The organism is Bacillus pacificus (assembly GCF_020861345.1).
Lineage (GTDB): Bacteria > Bacillota > Bacilli > Bacillales > Bacillaceae_G > Bacillus_A > Bacillus_A pacificus.
Map to the genome: position 1 here is coordinate 3,821,745 of NZ_CP086328.1, position 19,486 is coordinate 3,841,230.

The window sequence follows — 19,486 nt, forward strand, 5'->3', positions numbered from 1 at the left end:
TCCTTCGTCTATGTAAAGAGATAGCCGCTTTTTTGTCCGCTACAACATTAAAAATATGTTACTTTATTATAAAAAAGAACAACAGAAACATTACAGTTTTGTAAAAATCAATCCAGTATATTCCTCAAAAAAACGCTCAAACCATTGATACAATAGGATTCTTCATTTTCAATATAGGTACATTTATCCAAAAACCCCCTCTTATAACCACGTATAAAAATGTTGAAAATTCCTTTTATACTCTATGTTTCTCTTATTTTTCCCCCTTTCCCTTCTTAGGATAAATTAGGTAAATTTTAAGTCTATGAATTTTTTTCCATCTTTTTTCTCGTAAATTGTGTGCTACGATGAATTTGTCAGTTAGATGGCTGGCAAAAAAATAAATAAAAAATACACAATATGGGGGCAAACATCATGAAAAAACGTGTTCTATTATCTGTAGCTGCTGCAACAGCACTTACTTTAGGAGTATCTTCTTTAGATGCACAAGCTGCAACAGTACAACAATCTAACATAAAGGTTCAAAATATTCAGCATTCTAAAGTAATGATGAAGCAAATGAGCCAACAAGAATTACAAGCATTCTTACAATCTATGGGCGTTGAGTCATTAGCACAATGGCAACAAGGAAATTTCCAACCAAATTGCATTATTCCTGGTCAACAACCTACTGAAAATGTTGTAACTGAGCAACCAACAGCTAAGCCAGAAACTCAAAAACCTGCTGAGCAAAAACCTGCCGAGCAAAAGCCTGCTGAAGAAGTTCAAAAACCAGAAGCTCAAAAGCCTGCTGAAAACAACAATACGCAAAAACCGGCTGAACAAAAACCAGCTGAGCAAAAGCCTGCTGAAGAAGCAAAATCTTTAAGTGAGTTCGAACAACGTGTTGTTGAATTAACAAACGCTGAGCGTGCAAAACAAGGTTTACCAGCTTTAAAAATCGACACTGAATTAAGCAAAGTAGCACGCATTAAATCTGAAGATATGCAAAAAAATAACTACTTTGACCATAACAGCCCTACATACGGGTCTCCGTTTGACATGATGAAGAAGTTTGGCATTTCTTATACATCTGCAGGTGAAAACATCGCCCAAGGCCAACGTACACCTGAAGAAGTAGTACAAGCTTGGATGAACAGTGCTGGACACCGTGCAAACATCTTAAATAACGGCTTCACTCACATCGGTGTTGGCTATGTAGAAAGCGGCAACTACTGGACACAACAATTTATTACGAAGTAAATAGATTAAAAGAGTCTCCTCATAATGAGAAGACTCTTTTTTACGTTTCATAACTTTCTATTATGTATGAGTATAAAGCATAGAACATAAACAAAATAGAACCACCACTTATTACACTAAGTAACACATAAAATCCCCATTTCAAGTTCAAAAACAATGAAAACAATATACTACATGCCATCACTTGAAAAATCCGTCTACTCACTAAACGGATCTTTGTTAATTTGATTGAGTCTTTTTCCATACTCTGAACTTTTTTAAACGCCTTACTAAGCATAAAAAGAAACATACTAATCCCTATTGTTAGTCCTGTTTGAAAGGATATCACGCTTCCAAAATTAATAAAGAGAATGAGCATATGGATAAACAACATAAATAAAGTAATCGTCTTTAGAAATCCACTTATAATGACATGCTCGTCTTCATTAAACTTATATATATTATGTGAAATAATATACATCAATCCATGTAAGAAAATAATAAGACAAGGAATAAGTGCTATAACAACTTGTTTACTCATAAACTCGTTTGGCCGACCATTTACATCCCAATGTACCGCCAAATGCTCTGGTAAATATGGATAGAGACATAGAGTCACTAAAAGACAAGCAAAAAATATTCCTAGTATATATTTATATTTGATCAAGTGATTCTCACCTCTCTTTTCTCTTAACGGCTTCGCTTCTTTTAGAGAAATTCCTGCAAAAATCTACTTTTCTCAAATTTAAACTTACACTTTACGCATTCACTCTTTGAAATTCTTTCATTGTGTCATTTAATTTTGTAGGAAATGGTGCATCAACTTCAATCTCTTCTTTCGTAATTGGGTGTAAAAAGTTTATCTTCATCGCATGTAACGCTTGCCTAGACATATATTTCGTTCCTCCACCATATAAAATATCCCCAACTAACGGATTACCATTATAGCTCATATGAACACGAATTTGATGGGTTCTACCAGTTTCTAATTGTAACGTTACGAGCGTAACATTTTGTTTTTTAAAATACTTCTCTACTTTATAATATGTGATTGCTTGATCCCCCTTTGGAGAAACACGTCGTCTCGTCGCATGATGGCGATCTCTTCCGATAGCCGCGTCAATTGTTCCTTGCTTCTTTTTCACTTTCCCTTCTACAAGAGCCGCATATGTTCTTTTAATTTTTCGTTCCATTAATAAACGATCCATAATTGCACCAGCAATTCTATGTTTAGCAAACACGACACCACCTGTCGTATCTTTATCTAACCGATGAATATGACGAACCTTCGTCTCTAAACCTTGCATTTGAAAATGAAAGGCAACAAGATTTGCAAGTGTTCCCATCCCGCCTTTTTCAGCAGGGTGCGTATCCATCTTCTCAGGCTTATTGACAATGAGTACATGATCGTCTTCATATACTACATCTAATTCACCATATTCAGGCTCTACACCGTATTCTTCCTCCATAAACATATGAACTTGTAACTTTTCGTCCTCTTTTAAAAGCTCATTCCATCTTCTCTGTTCTCCGTTAACAGTAACACCTTTTTCCATACGAAGCTGATGTAACAACTTTTTCGGTATTTCCCATTCTATTTTTAATAACGACTCAATGCTTATACCATTCCATTTCGCTGGCACAGTAATTTCGCACCATTCGCCCTTCTTCTTCGTTTCCATACTGTATCACCTTATTTCTATTGATTCTCTCATTGTAACGGAAAATACACTTTGATGCACCGTCAAAAATAGAGGACAGTCTTATAATAGACTGCCCCTCACGCTCTACGCCTTCTCATTTCCTGCAACACTTCTTCCGCTTTTTGTTCATACGATAAATCTTTAAAGAAATCCGCCAATCTCTTATAATCGTTATACGTATCTAATAAGTCATCCATCTTTTCTGTTTTCATCACTTGTTGTTTTTGCTTCATTTTTACCGGATAACGATATCCCGATACTTCTTGTATTTTGTAATACTCATCCTCTACTTGAATAACCTTTACAAGTTCCTCTTCTTCCGCATCCATCGTATACCCATCAAAATCTCTAAGCAATTCATAAATGATATGAGTCCACTCATCTTTTGGATAAAACCCTTTTTCTAACCGATAACCGACAATGCGATACATATGCCCATCATTTTCTGCAAACTGTACTGTATCATTTAGCTTAAACTTAAAATAACGAAACATTGCCTTCACCTACTTATATGTAATGTTCTTATCACATACTATTTGCAAAATGTAGGTCTTGCTATTCATAAAAAATACTCATCTTATAGATGAGTATTTTTTATAATGATTTTTCTCTTTTCTTTCGAAATGGTAACCACCAGTTCCAGTCTCCAAACAATTTCATTAAACTGGGTACGAGTATAAGACGGATAATTGTTGCATCAAGAAATATCGCTAATGCAACGCCAAGACCCATTTGCCGTACTGGTAAAATATCAGTAAAGGCGAAAGCACCAGTTACAACAATCATAATTAATGCAGCTGATGTAATAATTCTACTTGTTGAAACAAGTCCTTCTAACGTCGCTTGATCGTTATCCCCTGTTTCTTCATACAGTTCATGGATACGCGAAATAAGAAATACTTCATAATCCATGCTAAGCCCAAAGACGAGGCCGAAAATGAAGATTGGTAAAACAAATAGAACTGGACTTGCTTCTAAACCAAAATGACCACCTTCGAATAGCCAAACAACAATTCCAATTGTTGCGCTTAAACTAAGTATATTCATAATAATCGCCTTAATTGGAATGAGTATAGATCGAAATGCAAATAATAATATAACAAACGTCGATCCAAATATAACAGACATACCAATTGCAACTTTATCTTTAATTTCATCTTCTAACTCTTGTTGGAACGTCGTCATTCCGCCTAGATAATATGTAACGTTCGTTTCTTTATAATTTTGTTTAAAATCACGAACCCACTGTTTAGCAGTTTCAGTACGTGGTTTTGTATCTAAAAAGACTTCGATTGTTGTCTTATTTCCTTTCGTATACACTTCAAATACCGGAGCTATTTTAGCAGCTTCTGGCGACTGTAACATCCCAGCAACTTGATCTGATTTCATTCCATTTAAACTGTCGTATAAACTTCTTACTTCATTTACTTTCTTATCATCTTTTAACTTCCGAACGACTTCTTCTAGCTTTTGTAAACTTTCTTTTTCTTTTATATCTTTTTTCGTCTCTACGACTAACGTAACATCAGCATGTGTTTTTGCAGTTTCATTAAATGCCTCTTCGTACTTCTCATATGCAATTCTTGTATCACTTTGTTTAGGTAAAGCCTCCACATCAGGGAACTGCAAATTAGCTGTACGTAATGGTAATAAGCAAATCACAATAAATGTTGTAACAACAATAATCATCACAATTGGATGTTTCATTACAAATTGTGCAAATATACGCCACGCCTTTGCCGGTGTATGTGCTACTTGATTCTTTTTTAATATTCGTTTACCGATTAAAGATAATAACGCTGGAAGAAGTGTGAGCGAGAATAAAATACTCATAATCACAACAATCATTCCACTAATTGCGACAGACTGAATATAATCGATTTTAAAGAAAAACAAGCCGGATAGGCCAACGAATACACATAATCCTGAAAATACGATTGCCCGCCCTGCTGTCTGATATGTAATTGCTATTGCTTCTTTTACCGTTCGCTTTGCAACTTCCTCTCGAAAGCGATTTACAAATAATAGTGCAAAATCAATAGATAATGCAAGTCCAATCATCGGTGCAACATTTAACACAAAGATAGATAGTTCCTTATCGCTACCTATAAAATATAGTATGCCCATCGTACTAATAACACTAAGTGCCCCATTTACGATTGGTAAAATAGATGCCAAAAGGCTACCGAATGAAAATAGTAATACGAGAAATGCAATTGGTAACCCAATCATCTCTGCTACTTTTAAATCATTTTGCGTTCTTTCATTAATCTCTTTGTTAATTTTCGGAAACCCTGTAGGTGTTACTTTTAATGCTGCATTACTTTTCTTTTCGATTTTATCAGCAAATTGTAATGTCTTTTCCATTCGTTCTTTATTTGTTTTCCCGGAAAATAAAATTGTCGCATAGCCGATATCATCTTGTAACATTTCTTTATTTTGCACTGGATGATGAAAAGATTCATATATCTCTTTTTCTTGTACATTTTTTACAATCCCCTCTACTTGCTTTTGAAATTCCTCATGTGAAACGCCCTTATTTTTTTCAAAAACGAGTAGAAGTGTATCTTGAGACCTCTTAAAATCTTTATCTAAAATTTCTTTCGTTTTCTGGTAGTCCCCTTCCGTTTGGAAGCCATCACCACCTAATATGCCTGGTAGCTTTGGTGCGAATATACCGAGTGCTATCGCAACCAATAGTAATGCTACTATTACTGTATAACGGAACTGATACAAAAAAGCTCCTAATTTTCCCCACTTATCTACTTTATGTACATTTGTTTTCACACATTTCCACCTACTTTACATCATTCAATTGTCACTTATACTGTATCACATCTTCATACAAACAAAAAACGTCTAGAAAAACTATAATAATAGTTTTTCTAGACGTTTTTCTATCTCTCTTTATTAAGACCAAACCTCTCAGTAAGTAAACGATGGTAATAAATCGCCATAATTAATAAAATACCACCTACGCAGTAGCCTGCTAAAATATCAGTTGGATAATGTACATTTAAAATGACTCTACTTAATCCAATCGATACAATGATTATTCCCATCAAAATGGTTATCATATATTTCCCTGTTACACTCTTCAAATTTGCCGCAATGATATAAGCAAGAAATCCGAATGTCATAATAGATAACATCGCATGTCCACTAGGGAAGCTATATCCAAGTGCATCCAACGCTTCATTTAGCGACGGACGATCCCTTTTCATAATTTCTTTTATCCCTTTATTCACAAGATGGGTTATTAAGATGCCCACTGGATATACGATCATCGCAGCATAGTAACGTTTTCTCCAAAAAACAAGTAAACTTATAACGAGCGTAGTTACGATCCCAATGGCAGACCCTAATTTTGTATAGTGTGAGAAAAATGTAAGCGAACTTTCAGTTTGTAATCCTTTTACTAACCCTCTGACATATGTATCCATCACTGTAACACCACCAGCATGTACTCTCCAAGCAACAATGCCAAATACAGCAAATAATAAACCGATACACATTACCTCATATTGATGCAACTTCTTTTTCAAACGATTTCCTCCTACTATGAAAAAATGCGATTTCTACTTTAGAAACCGCATTTTCTCACTTATTTACCTTTTGTTTTTAACTCTGTCCAGTAACGATCGTAGTCTTTTAGCTTATCGTCTACATCAACAAGCCATTCAGTGCGATCTAATTCTTCTTTCGTTAAGAAGATCATGTGGTTTTCACGATATTCTTTACTATGAAGAGGGTGAGCTTTTTCATTTGGATTACTGTATCCAATTGACTCGTAGTTTTTCACACTTACTTTTTCATCTAATAAGTAGTTCATAAACTTCTCTGCAAGCTCTTTGTTTTTCGCACCTTTTGGAATTGCTAACGTATCAGCCCAAATTGTGCCGCCTTCTTTTGGCACAACGTACTCTACATCTTTATTATCTTTTGCGATAAATGCTGCATCCCCAGACCAAACTGTTCCGATCCAAGCATCTTCTGTAATGAATTTTTGTTTAATATTATCTGTATCAAATGCTAATAAGTTTGGAAGTAGCTTCTGTAAATCAGTTGCTGCTGTCTTTAACTGTGCATCGTCTTTCGTGCTGTTTGAAAATCCATGCTTCTTAAGACCCATTCCTAACACTTCACGAGAATCATTTAATAAAGTTACATGCCCTTTATATTTCTCATTCCATAAGTCAGCCCAGCTTGTAGGTGCTTCCTTCACATACTTTTTATTGTATGCAATACCTGTTACGCCCCAAGTATATACTAAAGAATATTTATTCTCTGGATCAAATGCAGGTGTTTTGAAATTAGAAATCATGTTTTCGATATTTGGGATATTCTTTTTATCTAACGGCGCTAATAAATCCATTTTCGCCATTGTTTTAACCATGTAATCAGACGGCTGAATTAAATCATACTTCGCGCCACCTGCTTGTAATTTCGCAAGCATTTCTTCATTACTTGCATACTTATCATAGTTAATTTTCACGTTATATTTCTTTTCAAAATCTCTTAACACTTGCTCATCAAAATTGTCAGCCCAGCTATAAATGTTTAACTCTTCTTTTTTTTCACCACAACCAGCAAGTACACCAGCAACAAGGCTAAAGCTAATTGCTGCGCCTGCTAATCTTTTCATTAATTTCATCGATTTTATTACCTCCTCGTACTTTCTATATCGTTCGTATTATAAAGGAAGGTGTCCTCCAGAGTTTTCTTCACCATCTGCACCTTTGTTACGGAAGATTTCAGATAGAACCATTAATCCTACGATAGCCACAATTAAAATTGTAGAAAGTGCATTAATTTCTGGTGATACTCCGCGCTTAACCATACTGTAAATGTATAATGGCAATGTTGTTGATCCTGGTCCTGATACGAAGAAACTAATTACAAAATCATCAATTGATAATGTGAATGTTAATAATGCAGCAGAAATAACTCCTGGTGCAATTGCTGGAAACGTTACATAACGAAACGTTTGCCACGGCGTTGCTCCTAAATCATTCGCAGCCTCTTCTAAATCACGTCCCATACCAGAAAGGCGTGCTGCTAAAATAACGACAACAAATGAAATACTAAATGTAATGTGTGCAATAATAATTGTTGTTTTACCAAGCTCCATACCTAATTGACTAAATAAAATAAGTAAAGATAATCCCATTAAAATATCAGGGATTAAAATTGGTAAATATACAAGACCGTTAATCGCACCTTCATAACGATATTTATAACGATGTAATGCAATTGCGAAAATCACACCAAGAACTGTCGTTACAATTGTCGTTACGACCGCAATCGTCATACTATTTACAAACGCATCAATAACATCTTGTTTTTGAAATAAATCTGTATACCAATGGAATGTGAATCCTTCCCATTCCGCATTAATGCGAGAATCATTGAAGGAATACACCATTAAAACCATCATTGGAAAATACAAGAACAATAAAATTAACCAAGAATAAGAAACTAAAAACTTCTTCATCTTTGCCTATTCCCCTCCGTTCCCATCATATTTATATACTTTCGTTGCACGATAATATAAGTAAATTAACAGAACAGAGAATAGAACAACAATCATAGATAACGCAGATCCAAACGGCCAATCACGCGCTCCTAAGAATTGATTTTGAATTACGTTTCCGATTAATGCTACTTTCGATCCACCCATAACGTCTGATACAACAAACATTCCGATAGAAGAAACAAACACTAAAATAGAACCGGTAGCAATCCCTGACATCGTCATTGGTACTGTAACATTCCAAAATGCCTTTACTGGTGTTGCCCCTAAATCATAAGCTGCTTCTAGCTTACGCTTATCAAGCTGCTCAATCGCTGCATACACTGGTAAAATCATAAATGGTAATAAAGAATATACCATTCCGAGTATGACAGAAGGTGTATTATATAGTAAATTTAAAGGTTCACTAATAATACCTAGCTTCAATAGCAATGTGTTTACAAGACCTTGTGAACGTAAAATAACAATCCATGCGTAAGAACGAACAAGGAAGTTAATCCAAAACGGGATCGTTGCCAATAATAAAAGAATCGAACGATATTTGCGATCAACAATTGTAATTGTATATGCAAATGGATAACCGATCAGTAAACATATTACTGTGGTAATAACCGCAATTTTCACTGTTTCCCATAACGTCCCCATATATAATGGGTCAAATACACGTGCTATGTTCTCTAATGTAAATTGCATTTCCACTGTCCCATATGCTCCGCGCTGCATGAAGGCAAATGCCAATACAAACAGAAGGGGAATTAGGAAGAAGATTAACAGCCATGCGACTGTAGGTAGTGCGAGTAATTTCCCTTTTTTCAATTTAAGGTCACCTCGTCCTCTTGCTCCCAGCCTACGTATACATTATCTCCAATGCTCCACTGTGCTGCTTCTTCAGCAGTTTGATATGCCATTAGTAATTCTGATGTTTTCTCATCACGTACATAAAGCTTTTCCATATTTCCAACAAACTCAATGTCTTCAATATGGCCAAGGTGGTATTCTTTTAAAATTGGCTCTTCAACCGAACGCACTTTTACATTTTCAGGGCGAATTGCTACATAGCCTTCCCCGTTTTTCACAATATTATTTTCACCGATAAATGTCGCAACGAACAACGTTTTCGGCTTATTATAAATTTCTTTCGGCGTTCCGATTTGTTCAATATGGCCTTTATTCATAACAACGATACGATCACTCATGCTCATCGCTTCTTCTTGATCGTGCGTTACGTATATGAACGTAATTCCTAAATTACGTTGTAAGTTTTTTAATTCACGTTGCAAGTCTTTTCTTAACTTAAAGTCTAACGCCCCAAGTGGCTCGTCTAGTAATAATACACGCGGGTTATTTACAATCGCTCTCGCAATTGCTACACGCTGCTGCTGTCCACCAGAAAGCTTTGCAGGTTTACGATTACGGAACTCAAGTAACTGCGTTAAACGCATTGCCTCTTCAGCACGCTCTTTCTGCTCTGCTGCCGGTACTTTCTGCATTTTCATACCGAAACAAATATTTTTCTCCACATTCATATGTGGGAATAGCGCATAATGTTGGAACACTAGGTTCATATGACGCTTATATGGTGGCAAATCGTTAATCTTTTCATCATCTAATAAAAGATTCCCTTTAGTTGGCGTTTCAAATCCTGCGATCATACGAAGTAACGTCGTTTTCCCGCAACCACTCGGCCCTAAAATAGTTAAAAATTCCCCTTCTTTAATATCTAAAGAAAGCGGTGGGATAATCACTTGATTTCCAAAATGTTTTTCTACTGCTTCAACTTTAATAATCTTTTTCATTTTCCCGTCCTATCTACCTCAAATTTAAATTTTTATATTCATGAATAAATATTTATGTTCTATAGACTATTTTTTGTTTCGATCCAAACAAAAATGGTTATTTAGCAAGCGTTCACTTCTATTCTTTATGTAGTATGTTTGATTCATTTTCGCATGATACATAATGTCGAACAGAAAAACCCCTTCCATTCCGAAGGGGCTATTATCATACGGCTACGCCTACTGATAAACACCATCATCATTTTAACAACTTTCGTATGAATTTTAAAGCACTTTTTGTAGAAGAGTAACGAATTTTCATATCGAATGCCGTAGATTGGGCTAAAATGCTTTTATAATGTGAAAAAGTCCGAAAACTTTCTTCCCCATGATAACTCCCTAATCCACTACTTCCGACGCCCCCAAAAGGTAAATATGGCGTTGCAAGATGATAGACGACATCATTAATACAGCCTCCGCCATACGAAATATTACTCGTTACTTTCTTTTGCACTCCTTTATCTTCAGAGAATACATATAACGCTAACGGCTTCGGGTGTTGCTGAATCGTGTCAATTACATCTTCTATGTTGTCGTATTCTATAATTGGTAAAATCGGACCAAAAATTTCGTCTTCCATAACAGCACTTTCCCATGTAACATTAGTTAACACTGTTGGTTCTATATGTAAAGTTTCTTTTTTATAGTTCCCGCCAATTACAGTTTTACCATCTTTCAAAAACGTACATAAACGTTCAAAATGACGTTCACTCACAATTCGTACATAATTATCATTGTGCAGCGGCTCTTTTCCGTACTGCTCCTCAATTTCATGTCGCAACGCTTCAATTAACTGTTCTTTCACTGAAGCATGCACATACATATAATCAGGCGCTACACACGTTTGCCCTGCATTTAAAAACTTTCCCCACACAATCCTTCTTGCTGTTACATCTATTTTTGCATCTTTATGTACAATACATGGACTTTTCCCGCCAAGTTCTAACGTAAGCGGCGTCAACTGTTTTGCTGCTGCTTCCATGACAACTTTCCCAACGCCCACACTACCTGTGAAGAAAATATAATCAAATGGTTCCTTCAGCAAAGCTGTACTCTCTTCAACGCCGCCTTCTACTACCGCTACAAGCTCTTCTTGGAATAATTCTTCTAACATCCTCGTAATCACTTTGGAAACGTTTGGCGTTAACTCCGACGGTTTTAAAACGATTGTATTTCCGGCTGCTAGCGCTCCTACAAGCGGTGCAATTGCTAATTGAAACGGATAGTTCCACGGTGCAATAATAAGTGTCACACCATACGGTTCAGGCACTACTTTCCCCTTTGATCCAAAATGAGTGAGCGCTGTTCGAACACGCTTCGGTTTACTCCACGATGAAATATGCTTCAATTGAAAAGAGATTTCTTTTAATACATATCCCACTTCCGTTGTAAATGACTCATGAACTGACTTATTTAAATCTAATTTTAACGCCTGAAATATTTCTTGTTCAAAACGCTGAACGCCTTCATAAAGCTTCTTCAAATTATTCTTTCTCACTTCTACACTTCTCGTATAGCCATTATAAAAATATGCCTTTTGTTTATTTACAATAGAAGAAATACTCATTCATTCACCTTCTCCCACTATTTTTATCCAATTCTTTCATTATTTATATAGACTTCATATACAATAAATTTCTATTCGTAAAGTTACATTATATATAATTTCTTTTTGTATATAAAATTCATTGCTCACAAAAAAACTACCGAAAGAAAAATCTTTCGGTAGTTTTACTGTATTAACGATATAAACGAACAGCACCTGCAGAATTATCATCAGCTTGTCCTACTACTTCAAATTTCAAACCAAGCTTCGGTAAAATACGTCCTGCATCTGGAATCTGTTGATTAATATACGTTTTAGAATCATCAAACTTCGGTACGCCTGCTAAGCCATCATACGTAAATGTTCCACGCGTTGGAGATACAACTTTCCAAGCTGGCGTTTTATCAAATGAGAACGCTGCATCAGCGATTTGGAATCGTGTACTACTCTTAACTGTCGGTTTACCATTTAAAGTTCCTACAATTGCTTCTGGGTGAGAGTCAACTACGCCAAGGAAACCGTGTCCTGGATGTACACCAACCCAGTTATCTGTGTAAGCAGAGTCCGCATACCATACGACCATACCAGTGTTAAATACTGGACCGCGTGCAAATTTCAATGCATTATCTGCACCAGCATAATTTCTCCACTCTACATAATAGTTATGTTTTTTCTTCTCAGTTCCATTAGATACAACAAAGCCATCTAATTTAAATTGTGGTGTACCTTCTGCATCATCAGAGAATACTACTTTACCATCTACTGTTAATGAAGCATTATCAAGAGCAAATCCATTTAATGCTAAACCACCATCAGTAATGTAATCAAATGTTAATTTTACTTTCTTACCTTTGAATTGGCTTAAGTCATATGATTTGTCAATCCATTTTCCATTTGTCGAATCTGCATTTCCACTATTAGCTTTCTCCCCAAGTCTTTCAATTAACGTTTGTTTACCATCTTCTGTTACAGCATGTACTTCAAGGAAGTCATACTCTGCTTCAATTTCATATAACGATTTGAAATCAAATTTCGCAGTCGTTGCATTCGTTAAATCAAACAGCGGTGTTTCCATCTTTGTATGAAGATCGTCACCTTTTGTGCTGTAATAATACTTCTTACCAAATGCTGGTTCAATTGTTTTAACATCTTTATCCGGTAGGTTAACACGAATCATACCTGGACGATCTGACTTCGTTACACTTTGATCTAAATACGTGGCTAGACCGATACCTTTATTTAATTTCTCGTAATCTACTTCTACGATATTTGCCCAGTTACCACCGATTGTTTTTTGGAAAAATTCTTTATTTTGTGGCGAGAAACTCGTTGGCGTTGTTCCAGCAATCTTACCAGCCCAGCTTCCACCACTCATAATAGACCAAGCTTCAATTGGCTCACCTTGACCACTATACTGTGTATCATATTCATCTGGAAGACCTAAATCATGACCGTATTCATGTGCGAATACACATGCCCATCAACTTAAGAATTTTCACTACCCCCAAGTGACAAAAAACGTTATTCTTTCTAAAAAGCTAGCTAGAAAGGGTGACATTTTTTATGAATCTTTCGATTCAAGATGAATTACAACTATTTTCTGAAGAACTGTATCGTCATTTAACCCCTTCTCTTTTGGAAGAACTCGCAAAAGAATTAGGTTTTGTAAAAAGAAAACGAAAGTTTTCTGGAAATGAATTAGCTACCATATGTATTTGGGTAAGTCAACGTACAGCGAGTGACTCGCTTGTTCGACTATGCAGTCAATTACATGCGGCTACAGGCACTCTTATGAGTCCAGAAGGACTCAATAAACGCTTTGATAAAAAAGCGGTTGAATTTTTGAAATATATTTTTTCGGCATTATGGAAAAGTAAAATCTGTGAAACATCGGCCATTTCAAGCGCGGCGCTCACGTATTTTCAACGAATTCGTATTTTAGATGCGACGATTTTCCAAGTACCAAAACATTTAGCCCATGTATATCCTGGATCAGGTGGTTGTGCACAAACAGCGGGTATCAAGATTCAATTAGAATATGACTTACATAGCGGACAGTTTCTAAACTTTCAGATAGGTCCAGGAAAAAATAATGATAAGACCTTTGGAACAGAATGCTTAGACACATTACGTCCAAGCGATTTATGTATCCGTGATTTAGGTTATTTTTCATTAGAAGACTTAGATCAAATGGATCAACGAGGTGCTTATTATATATCCAGATTAAAATTAAACCATACCGTGTATGTAAAAAATCCGTTTCCAGAATACTTTCGAAACGGAACCGTAAAAAAGCAATCACAGTATATCCAAGTTGATTTAGAACATATTATGAACAATTTAAAACCCGGTCAAACATACGAAATAAAAGAAGCTTACATTGGAAAGAATCAAAAACTATTCACACGTGTAATTATCTATCGTTTAACAGACAAACAGATACAGGAACGTAGAAAAAAACAAAGTTACACTGAAAGTAAAAAGGGTATTACATTTTCAGAAAAGAGTAAACGATTAACGGGTATCAACATATATGTCTCAAATACGCCTGAAGGAGTTGTTCCGATGGAACAAATACATGACTTTTACTCCCTTCGCTGGCAAATAGAAATTATTTTTAAAACGTGGAAATCCTTATTTCAAATTCATCATTGGCAAACTATCAAAAAAGAGCGATTAGAATGTCATGTGTATGGAAGACTTATTGCCATCTTTATCTGTTCTTCTACGATGTTTAAGATGCGTAAACTTCTTTTGCAAAAGAACAAAAGAGAATTAAGTGAATATAAAGCCATTGGGATGATTCAAGATCATGTATCGCTGTTATATCAAGCGATACAGAGAAACACCCAAAATCTAACAAAGATTTTAATCCGTTTGTTCGACCTCCTACAGAAGAATGGACGGAAATCTCATCGATATGAGAAGAAAACTATCTTTGATATTATGGGTGTTGTCTATGAGTATAATGGGTTTGGAAAACAAAAGAAAGCTGCATAATTTTTAAAATGAAACTCGTTAGAGTTTATTTGGTGTGTGTACTTTTCAATACCAAAAGTACATTACGTGTTTTTTAGTTTGTTTGAACGAAAGTTCATTTTGTTTTCGTTCTTAAGTTGATGGGCATGTGTGCGAATACACCAACTGCGCCATCTTCTGGTTCAATTGTATAGTCGAATGCTGCCATTTTTCCGCCCCAATATGGAACTTTCGCTTGTGTGCCTTCAATTGGGAATGGTTTTGGTCCAACTGTCCAGCGATGTGACCAAATTGCATCGTCACCTAATTTACCGCCGCCAGCTTCTTGTCCAACACCTGCATGGATAATCATTAAGTGATCGATTAAACCATCTGGTTGATTTTGATTACCATCACCATTTACATCGTATTGATCGAATTGGTCGAACTCAGATAAATCAATACCGCTATCTACAGCTGCTTTTAATGCATCTTTTACTAAATCACGTGGTCCTTTTGGTCCTTTATTATCATGACCGCCGCTTGCAGCATCTGCACCGTAATCAGCAGCTTTACCAGGAACTGTTAACCATTTTGTAACCGTTCCATCCACTGTGTAACTACCGCCAGATTGCTCTTCATAATATTGTTTAAACGTTTCGATTTTACTTCCATCATCTAATGTGAATGGCTCATCACCGAATAACATTTTTTCATAATGTTCTTTGTTAAAATCGTTAGAATACATATAACCAGGTTCTTTATCGATATTGTTATGTTTAAAGTCAGCGTACTCTACAAGTAAAACGAGTACTTTATCTTTACGCACATCACCGTTATACGCTTTTTGCTTTGCCGGAGATGTTGGTACTTTACCATTTAAGCCGCCTTTAACTGGGCCTGTCGCAGTAGGTGTTCCTGTTGCAGGTTTATCTAACTTTTCTTTCGTATCTGCTTTCGCATCTTTCACTTTCTTTAAAAAGTCAGATGCTTCTTTCGTAAGTGGGTCCCCATTTGTTACTTCTTTCCCAGGATTTTCACCTTTTTTGTTCTCTACGTATTTTTCGACAGCTTTCTTTGTTTCAGTCTCTGAAGCCTTCGAATCAATTACCCCACGTTTTTTTAGTGCATTTGCTAAACGTTCTTCTGGAATTAAATGATCATCAACTGGGCTCGTTGCTGTCTTATTCACAGGCGTTTCAGCGTATACAGATTGAGTACCAGCTCCGAACGAAAGGCCTAATACAGCTGTCAAAGCGATTGATGATAAAACTTTGAACGGTTTCTTGCTCATCCCTTATTTCCTCCCCTAATAAATAATATGTATTACAAATTGAATTTTATTAAAAATTCAATATTTTTTCAACATTCAGTCATATTATGTAATGTTTTTAATATATTTGTAAAAATTTCATAGTTAGCATACGAGTATATCACAATTCAACAATGTTTTCTGAAAATATTGAAAATATTTGTCAGAAACTTTATAATCGCCATAGAGGGAATTTAATGGGGATTTTATCTTTGTTTTATCTACAAAATATTTGATAATTCACTACATAAATACAAAATCCGATTGCATTATCACGTATTCTGTAGCAGCAGTTATGACCGATAATTAGGGAGGAATTACATTTGTACAAAGATAAGACTGACGCATTGGATCAAGAATGGATTGATTTAATACTTGAAGCTCTAGACGCTGGCATTGCACTACAAGATATCGAACATTTTTTCCAACGTATGAAACCATCTAGTCAGGCTCAATAGGTTTGTTCTTTTTAGCGAAGTTTATGTTATAATAATGACATCATAAGACGACGACATATTGATAGAAAGGTGCGCAAATATGATTGGAGAACGTATAAAACGCCTTCGCTTACAAAAAGGTATTTCATTAACTGAACTTGCCGAAAAAGCTGGTGTTGCTAAATCTTACATTAGTTCTATAGAACGAAATTTACAAAAAAACCCTTCCATTCAGTTTCTTGAAAAGATCGCAGCAGTTCTACAAATTCCAGTTGATACTTTACTTCATGATGAAACAACAAGGGAAAATCACTTAGACTCCGAATGGACACAACTCGTTAAAGATGCGATGAGCTCCGGTGTCTCCAAAGAACAATTTCGTGAATTTCTTGAATTTACAAAATGGAAGCACGATCAAAAATAATAAATAGAAAGAAGTGCTTACAACCGGCACTTCTTTTTTCTTTATGACGAATTGTATAATAAAAAAAGCGGGGGGGCCCCGCTTTTTTTATTATTTTTCAGTGCCTTCTTCTTGGCTAGCATTGAATGTCCATTCTAAATTCAATGAATCACCTTGGAAAATATTTTGATCTTTCCCGTTATCTTCAAATTCAAATTGTACCCATAAATAGTCTTCTGTTTGTGGTAATAAACCACCATTCTCAGCCCATTCAGGAGCAAAGACGTCTTTAGCTATAACATCTGGATCCGTATTTTGTAAATCTGCTAGAGTTGTTTCATATACAGACTCACTTTGTTTATCCCAGTTCCAAAGGAATTTCACTTTAATATGCTTACCAAGATCTTCACCAGCATTATCTTTTTTTACATCATTCACAGTATACTTTGTCGCTAATTTAACGTCTTTAATTGTTAAAGAACCATCGTTCTTTAATAAGAACTCCTTCTTAACAGAATCCCCTGGTTTTAAATCTTTAATATCCACAAGCGTTTTAGGGTTTAATGTAAGATCTAACGTCCCAGCTGCAAATGTATTATTTGATACTTCTTTATCGCTAAAGAATGCAAACGTTCCTCCACCAATTAAAGATAACCCCAGTGCTGCTGATGCAACTCCCATACCTAATTTCTTTTTCAGACTCACAATCAATTCCCCCTAGCTGTTTTTTTATATTTTTGTCTCTTATTTTTCAATAAGAGATATAAAGAAAACTATATTAGCTTAGCTAATGTTCGTTCTCTTTTAGAAATCCTAAGTTCATTATAACGAACAGAACTCTATAAATACAACAAATATTTATTAGTATTTTCAATTATTTTTATTTCTCAATATTTATTTGTTTTTTCTGAATTATTACGTTTATATTTTAAGAAACACAATAAGTGCGAGGGCAAGTACTCCCTCACACCCATATACATCATTCTTTTTCATAACATTCGTCAGTTTATTCTGATTTTTTTCTCATTATGATCAATGGCCGTATCCTTCTCATGAGCTCCTTGTTCAGGTTTTTTAGCTGTTTCTACTTGTTTCTGTTCTTCTACTTTTTTCTGTTCTTCTACTTCTTTCTGTTCTTCTGCTTTTTTCTGTTCTTCTGCTTTTTTCTGTTCTTCTTCCTTTTTCTGATCCTCTATTTTCTTCTGTTCTTCTACTTTTTTCTGTTCTTCTACTTTTTTCTGCTCTTCCGCTTTTTTCTCTGTATCTATTGCATCTTTTAATTGTTTATCAAGAGCCTGAATTTGTTCATCAATAGCTTGCAAACTAACTTCTTTCACAATATAATCTCTTTTCTCTTTTATACTGCGAAAACCTTCATTCACATATAGGGCTACTTGTTGAATCGATTCACTTTTATTCACTTTTAATTCTTCTTGTATTTGATTATAAGGAGCTTCTATCGCAGTATATACATTCTGTAAAGCTTCCTCCTCAGAAGCAATTTTCTCACGTCCTTGTTGCCATACAACAATTGCCTGTTCTATTTCTTCGATAGAAGTTACTACCAACTTCTCCTTCATTTCTCCATACTCATGCTCAATAGACTGTTTATGTTGCTCAGCTTCCTCTTTTAACGTATCAACTGTTTTTGGAAATATAATCGCTGTAGAAAGAGCGGCTTCCACTTTCGTTTCATGAATGAATGCCGCTTCTGTATGCGTCATAATTTGAGATCCTAAATAAAACGTAATAGAGCACATACACGGCAATATAAGCATCTTTTTTAAATTACGCGGTCTTTTCAGCATCTTAATCTCTCCCATCGAACATTACGTTCTTTATACAGAACAATATCTTTATTATAATAAAGAACGATACAAAATGATAGCTATATACTAGAAAAATAGAAAAAGGGCTATCTATTTGATAGCCCTTTTTTATTATTATTTTGTTTCACCTTCTGTTTGCTGTGCCTCAAACGTCCAAGTTAGATTTAATTTATCGCCTTGGAATTGGTTTTGGTCTTTTTTATTATCAACAAACTCAAATTTCACTGTAAATTTATCAGACTTACCTGCAGAAATACCTTTTTCATCCCAGAACCAAGCAGATAGATCATTATCTACCGCTGTAAGTGTGTCACCTTTCAATTTATCTAGCGTTGTTTCTTTTACGATTGTTTCATGCTTGTCTACATTTTTTAAGAATGTTACTTTAATATGTTTACCAAAATCATCTTTATTATCTTTCTTCACATCTTCTACATTGTAATCTGTTTTCAATAGAACTTTTTTAATATCTAAAGATCCTTTATTTTCTAGTTTAAAATCTCTTGTAATTGTATCGCCAGGTTTTAAATTTGATACATTAACAACTGTTGTTGGATTGATTGCTAAATCAAGTGTACCTGACGCAAATGTATTGTTTGACACTTCTTTATCACTGAAAAATGCAAATGTTCCTCCACCAACTAATGCTGCTCCTAGTACTGCTGATGCGATACCCATCCCTAATTTTTTCTTTAAAGTCATGTCCATA

Annotated in this window: 17 protein-coding genes and 2 pseudogenes; 4 read left to right on the plus strand and 15 right to left on the minus strand. The window is 35.3% G+C overall.

Annotation, left to right across the window (positions count from 1 at the left end; translation table 11 throughout):
- Positions 1 to 414 precede the first annotated feature (414 nt).
- Positions 415 to 1,242, plus strand: coding sequence for a CAP domain-containing protein (locus LMD38_RS19875; RefSeq protein WP_061183628.1), 828 nt, complete (start codon positions 415 to 417; stop codon positions 1,240 to 1,242).
- 40 nt (positions 1,243 to 1,282) lie between these two features.
- Here the strand turns inward: LMD38_RS19875 and LMD38_RS19880 are convergent, their stop codons facing one another.
- The 11 genes and pseudogenes from LMD38_RS19880 to inhA1 (LMD38_RS19930) form a co-directional block, all read right to left on the minus strand.
- Positions 1,283 to 1,888 carry a DUF1648 domain-containing protein gene (locus LMD38_RS19880; protein ID WP_014893199.1) on the minus strand — a complete coding sequence of 202 codons (606 nt, stop codon included), beginning with the start codon at positions 1,886 to 1,888 and terminating at the stop codon, positions 1,283 to 1,285.
- A gap of 91 nt (positions 1,889 to 1,979) precedes the next feature.
- Entirely contained in the window at positions 1,980 to 2,903 is a 924-nt protein-coding gene (locus LMD38_RS19885) for an RluA family pseudouridine synthase (protein ID WP_016716930.1), read from the minus strand.
- 98 nt (positions 2,904 to 3,001) lie between these two features.
- Positions 3,002 to 3,418, minus strand: a complete 417-nt coding sequence (locus LMD38_RS19890; protein ID WP_000490293.1) for a hypothetical protein — start codon at positions 3,416 to 3,418, stop codon at positions 3,002 to 3,004.
- A 100-nt stretch (positions 3,419 to 3,518) separates the two neighbouring features.
- On the minus strand, positions 3,519 to 5,711 hold the full coding sequence (locus LMD38_RS19895; protein ID WP_062821870.1) for an MMPL family transporter: 2,193 nt from the start codon (positions 5,709 to 5,711) through the stop codon (positions 3,519 to 3,521).
- A gap of 110 nt (positions 5,712 to 5,821) precedes the next feature.
- Positions 5,822 to 6,469: a phosphatase PAP2 family protein gene (locus tag LMD38_RS19900; RefSeq protein ID WP_061183632.1), complete on the minus strand. Its 648-nt coding sequence runs from the start codon at positions 6,467 to 6,469 to the stop codon at positions 5,822 to 5,824.
- A 59-nt stretch (positions 6,470 to 6,528) separates the two neighbouring features.
- Positions 6,529 to 7,578: a spermidine/putrescine ABC transporter substrate-binding protein PotD gene (potD, locus tag LMD38_RS19905; protein ID WP_000772497.1), complete on the minus strand. Its 1,050-nt coding sequence runs from the start codon at positions 7,576 to 7,578 to the stop codon at positions 6,529 to 6,531.
- A gap of 39 nt (positions 7,579 to 7,617) precedes the next feature.
- Positions 7,618 to 8,418 carry a spermidine/putrescine ABC transporter permease PotC gene (potC, locus tag LMD38_RS19910; protein ID WP_000714205.1) on the minus strand — a complete coding sequence of 267 codons (801 nt, stop codon included), beginning with the start codon at positions 8,416 to 8,418 and terminating at the stop codon, positions 7,618 to 7,620.
- Positions 8,419 to 8,424: 6 nt separating this feature from the next.
- A complete protein-coding gene (gene potB / locus LMD38_RS19915; RefSeq protein ID WP_000715494.1) occupies positions 8,425 to 9,273 on the minus strand; it encodes a spermidine/putrescine ABC transporter permease PotB in 849 nt (282 codons plus the stop codon).
- A complete protein-coding gene (gene potA / locus LMD38_RS19920) occupies positions 9,270 to 10,253 on the minus strand; it encodes a spermidine/putrescine ABC transporter ATP-binding protein PotA (protein ID WP_000720319.1) in 984 nt (327 codons plus the stop codon). Before potA ends, potB begins: the two co-directional genes overlap by 4 nt.
- 238 nt (positions 10,254 to 10,491) lie before the next feature.
- Positions 10,492 to 11,859: an aldehyde dehydrogenase gene (locus tag LMD38_RS19925; protein ID WP_000028360.1), complete on the minus strand. Its 1,368-nt coding sequence runs from the start codon at positions 11,857 to 11,859 to the stop codon at positions 10,492 to 10,494.
- 172 nt (positions 11,860 to 12,031) lie between these two features.
- Positions 12,032 to 13,309 (minus strand): annotated as a pseudogene (inhA1, locus tag LMD38_RS19930) (M6 family metalloprotease immune inhibitor InhA1); the annotation flags it as partial.
- A 92-nt stretch (positions 13,310 to 13,401) separates the two neighbouring features.
- On the opposite strand from inhA1 (LMD38_RS19930), the gene LMD38_RS19935 reads away from it, so the two are divergent.
- On the plus strand, positions 13,402 to 14,838 hold the full coding sequence (locus tag LMD38_RS19935; protein WP_001053964.1) for an IS4 family transposase: 1,437 nt from the start codon (positions 13,402 to 13,404) through the stop codon (positions 14,836 to 14,838).
- Between the two features lie 127 nt (positions 14,839 to 14,965).
- Here LMD38_RS19935 and inhA1 (LMD38_RS19940) read toward each other — a convergent pair.
- A pseudogene (gene inhA1, locus LMD38_RS19940) lies at positions 14,966 to 16,090 on the minus strand (M6 family metalloprotease immune inhibitor InhA1); the annotation flags it as partial.
- Positions 16,091 to 16,431: 341 nt separating this feature from the next.
- On the opposite strand from inhA1 (LMD38_RS19940), the gene LMD38_RS19945 reads away from it, so the two are divergent.
- Together LMD38_RS19945 and LMD38_RS19950 are read left to right on the plus strand one after the other, a co-directional pair.
- Positions 16,432 to 16,566: an anti-repressor SinI family protein gene (locus LMD38_RS19945; RefSeq protein ID WP_000276217.1), complete on the plus strand. Its 135-nt coding sequence runs from the start codon at positions 16,432 to 16,434 to the stop codon at positions 16,564 to 16,566.
- Between the two features lie 79 nt (positions 16,567 to 16,645).
- On the plus strand, positions 16,646 to 16,969 hold the full coding sequence (locus LMD38_RS19950; protein WP_033678331.1) for a helix-turn-helix domain-containing protein: 324 nt from the start codon (positions 16,646 to 16,648) through the stop codon (positions 16,967 to 16,969).
- Between the two features lie 90 nt (positions 16,970 to 17,059).
- Here the strand turns inward: LMD38_RS19950 and calY are convergent, their stop codons facing one another.
- The 3 genes from calY to LMD38_RS19965 all read right to left on the minus strand — a co-directional run bounded on the left by calY (position 17,060) and on the right by LMD38_RS19965 (position 19,479).
- The gene (gene calY / locus LMD38_RS19955; RefSeq protein ID WP_016716924.1) at positions 17,060 to 17,653 is read right to left on the minus strand and encodes a biofilm matrix protein CalY; all 594 of its coding nucleotides are present in this window, start codon (positions 17,651 to 17,653) and stop codon (positions 17,060 to 17,062) included.
- 296 nt (positions 17,654 to 17,949) lie between these two features.
- Positions 17,950 to 18,756 carry a DUF4047 domain-containing protein gene (locus tag LMD38_RS19960; protein WP_228919934.1) on the minus strand — a complete coding sequence of 269 codons (807 nt, stop codon included), beginning with the start codon at positions 18,754 to 18,756 and terminating at the stop codon, positions 17,950 to 17,952.
- A gap of 135 nt (positions 18,757 to 18,891) precedes the next feature.
- On the minus strand, positions 18,892 to 19,479 hold the full coding sequence (locus LMD38_RS19965) for a CalY family protein (RefSeq protein WP_061183634.1): 588 nt from the start codon (positions 19,477 to 19,479) through the stop codon (positions 18,892 to 18,894).
- Positions 19,480 to 19,486 lie beyond the last annotated feature (7 nt).

Bases quoted from the DNA above. Each gene is read 5' to 3' on its own strand.
- LMD38_RS19875 (WP_061183628.1), top strand. From the start codon at position 415: ATGAAAAAACGTGTTCTATTATCTGTAGCTGCTGCAACAGCACTTACT.
- LMD38_RS19885 (WP_016716930.1), bottom strand. From the start codon at position 2,903: ATGGAAACGAAGAAGAAGGGCGAATGGTGCGAAATTACTGTGCCAGCG.
- LMD38_RS19890 (WP_000490293.1), bottom strand. From the start codon at position 3,418: ATGTTTCGTTATTTTAAGTTTAAGCTAAATGATACAGTACAGTTTGCA.
- potD (WP_000772497.1), bottom strand. From the start codon at position 7,578: ATGAAATTAATGAAAAGATTAGCAGGCGCAGCAATTAGCTTTAGCCTT.
- potC (WP_000714205.1), bottom strand. From the start codon at position 8,418: ATGAAGAAGTTTTTAGTTTCTTATTCTTGGTTAATTTTATTGTTCTTG.
- potA (WP_000720319.1), bottom strand. From the start codon at position 10,253: ATGAAAAAGATTATTAAAGTTGAAGCAGTAGAAAAACATTTTGGAAAT.
- LMD38_RS19925 (WP_000028360.1), bottom strand. From the start codon at position 11,859: ATGAGTATTTCTTCTATTGTAAATAAACAAAAGGCATATTTTTATAAT.
- LMD38_RS19935 (WP_001053964.1), top strand. From the start codon at position 13,402: ATGAATCTTTCGATTCAAGATGAATTACAACTATTTTCTGAAGAACTG.
- LMD38_RS19950 (WP_033678331.1), top strand. From the start codon at position 16,646: ATGATTGGAGAACGTATAAAACGCCTTCGCTTACAAAAAGGTATTTCA.
- LMD38_RS19960 (WP_228919934.1), bottom strand. From the start codon at position 18,756: ATGCTGAAAAGACCGCGTAATTTAAAAAAGATGCTTATATTGCCGTGT.
- LMD38_RS19965 (WP_061183634.1), bottom strand. From the start codon at position 19,479: ATGACTTTAAAGAAAAAATTAGGGATGGGTATCGCATCAGCAGTACTA.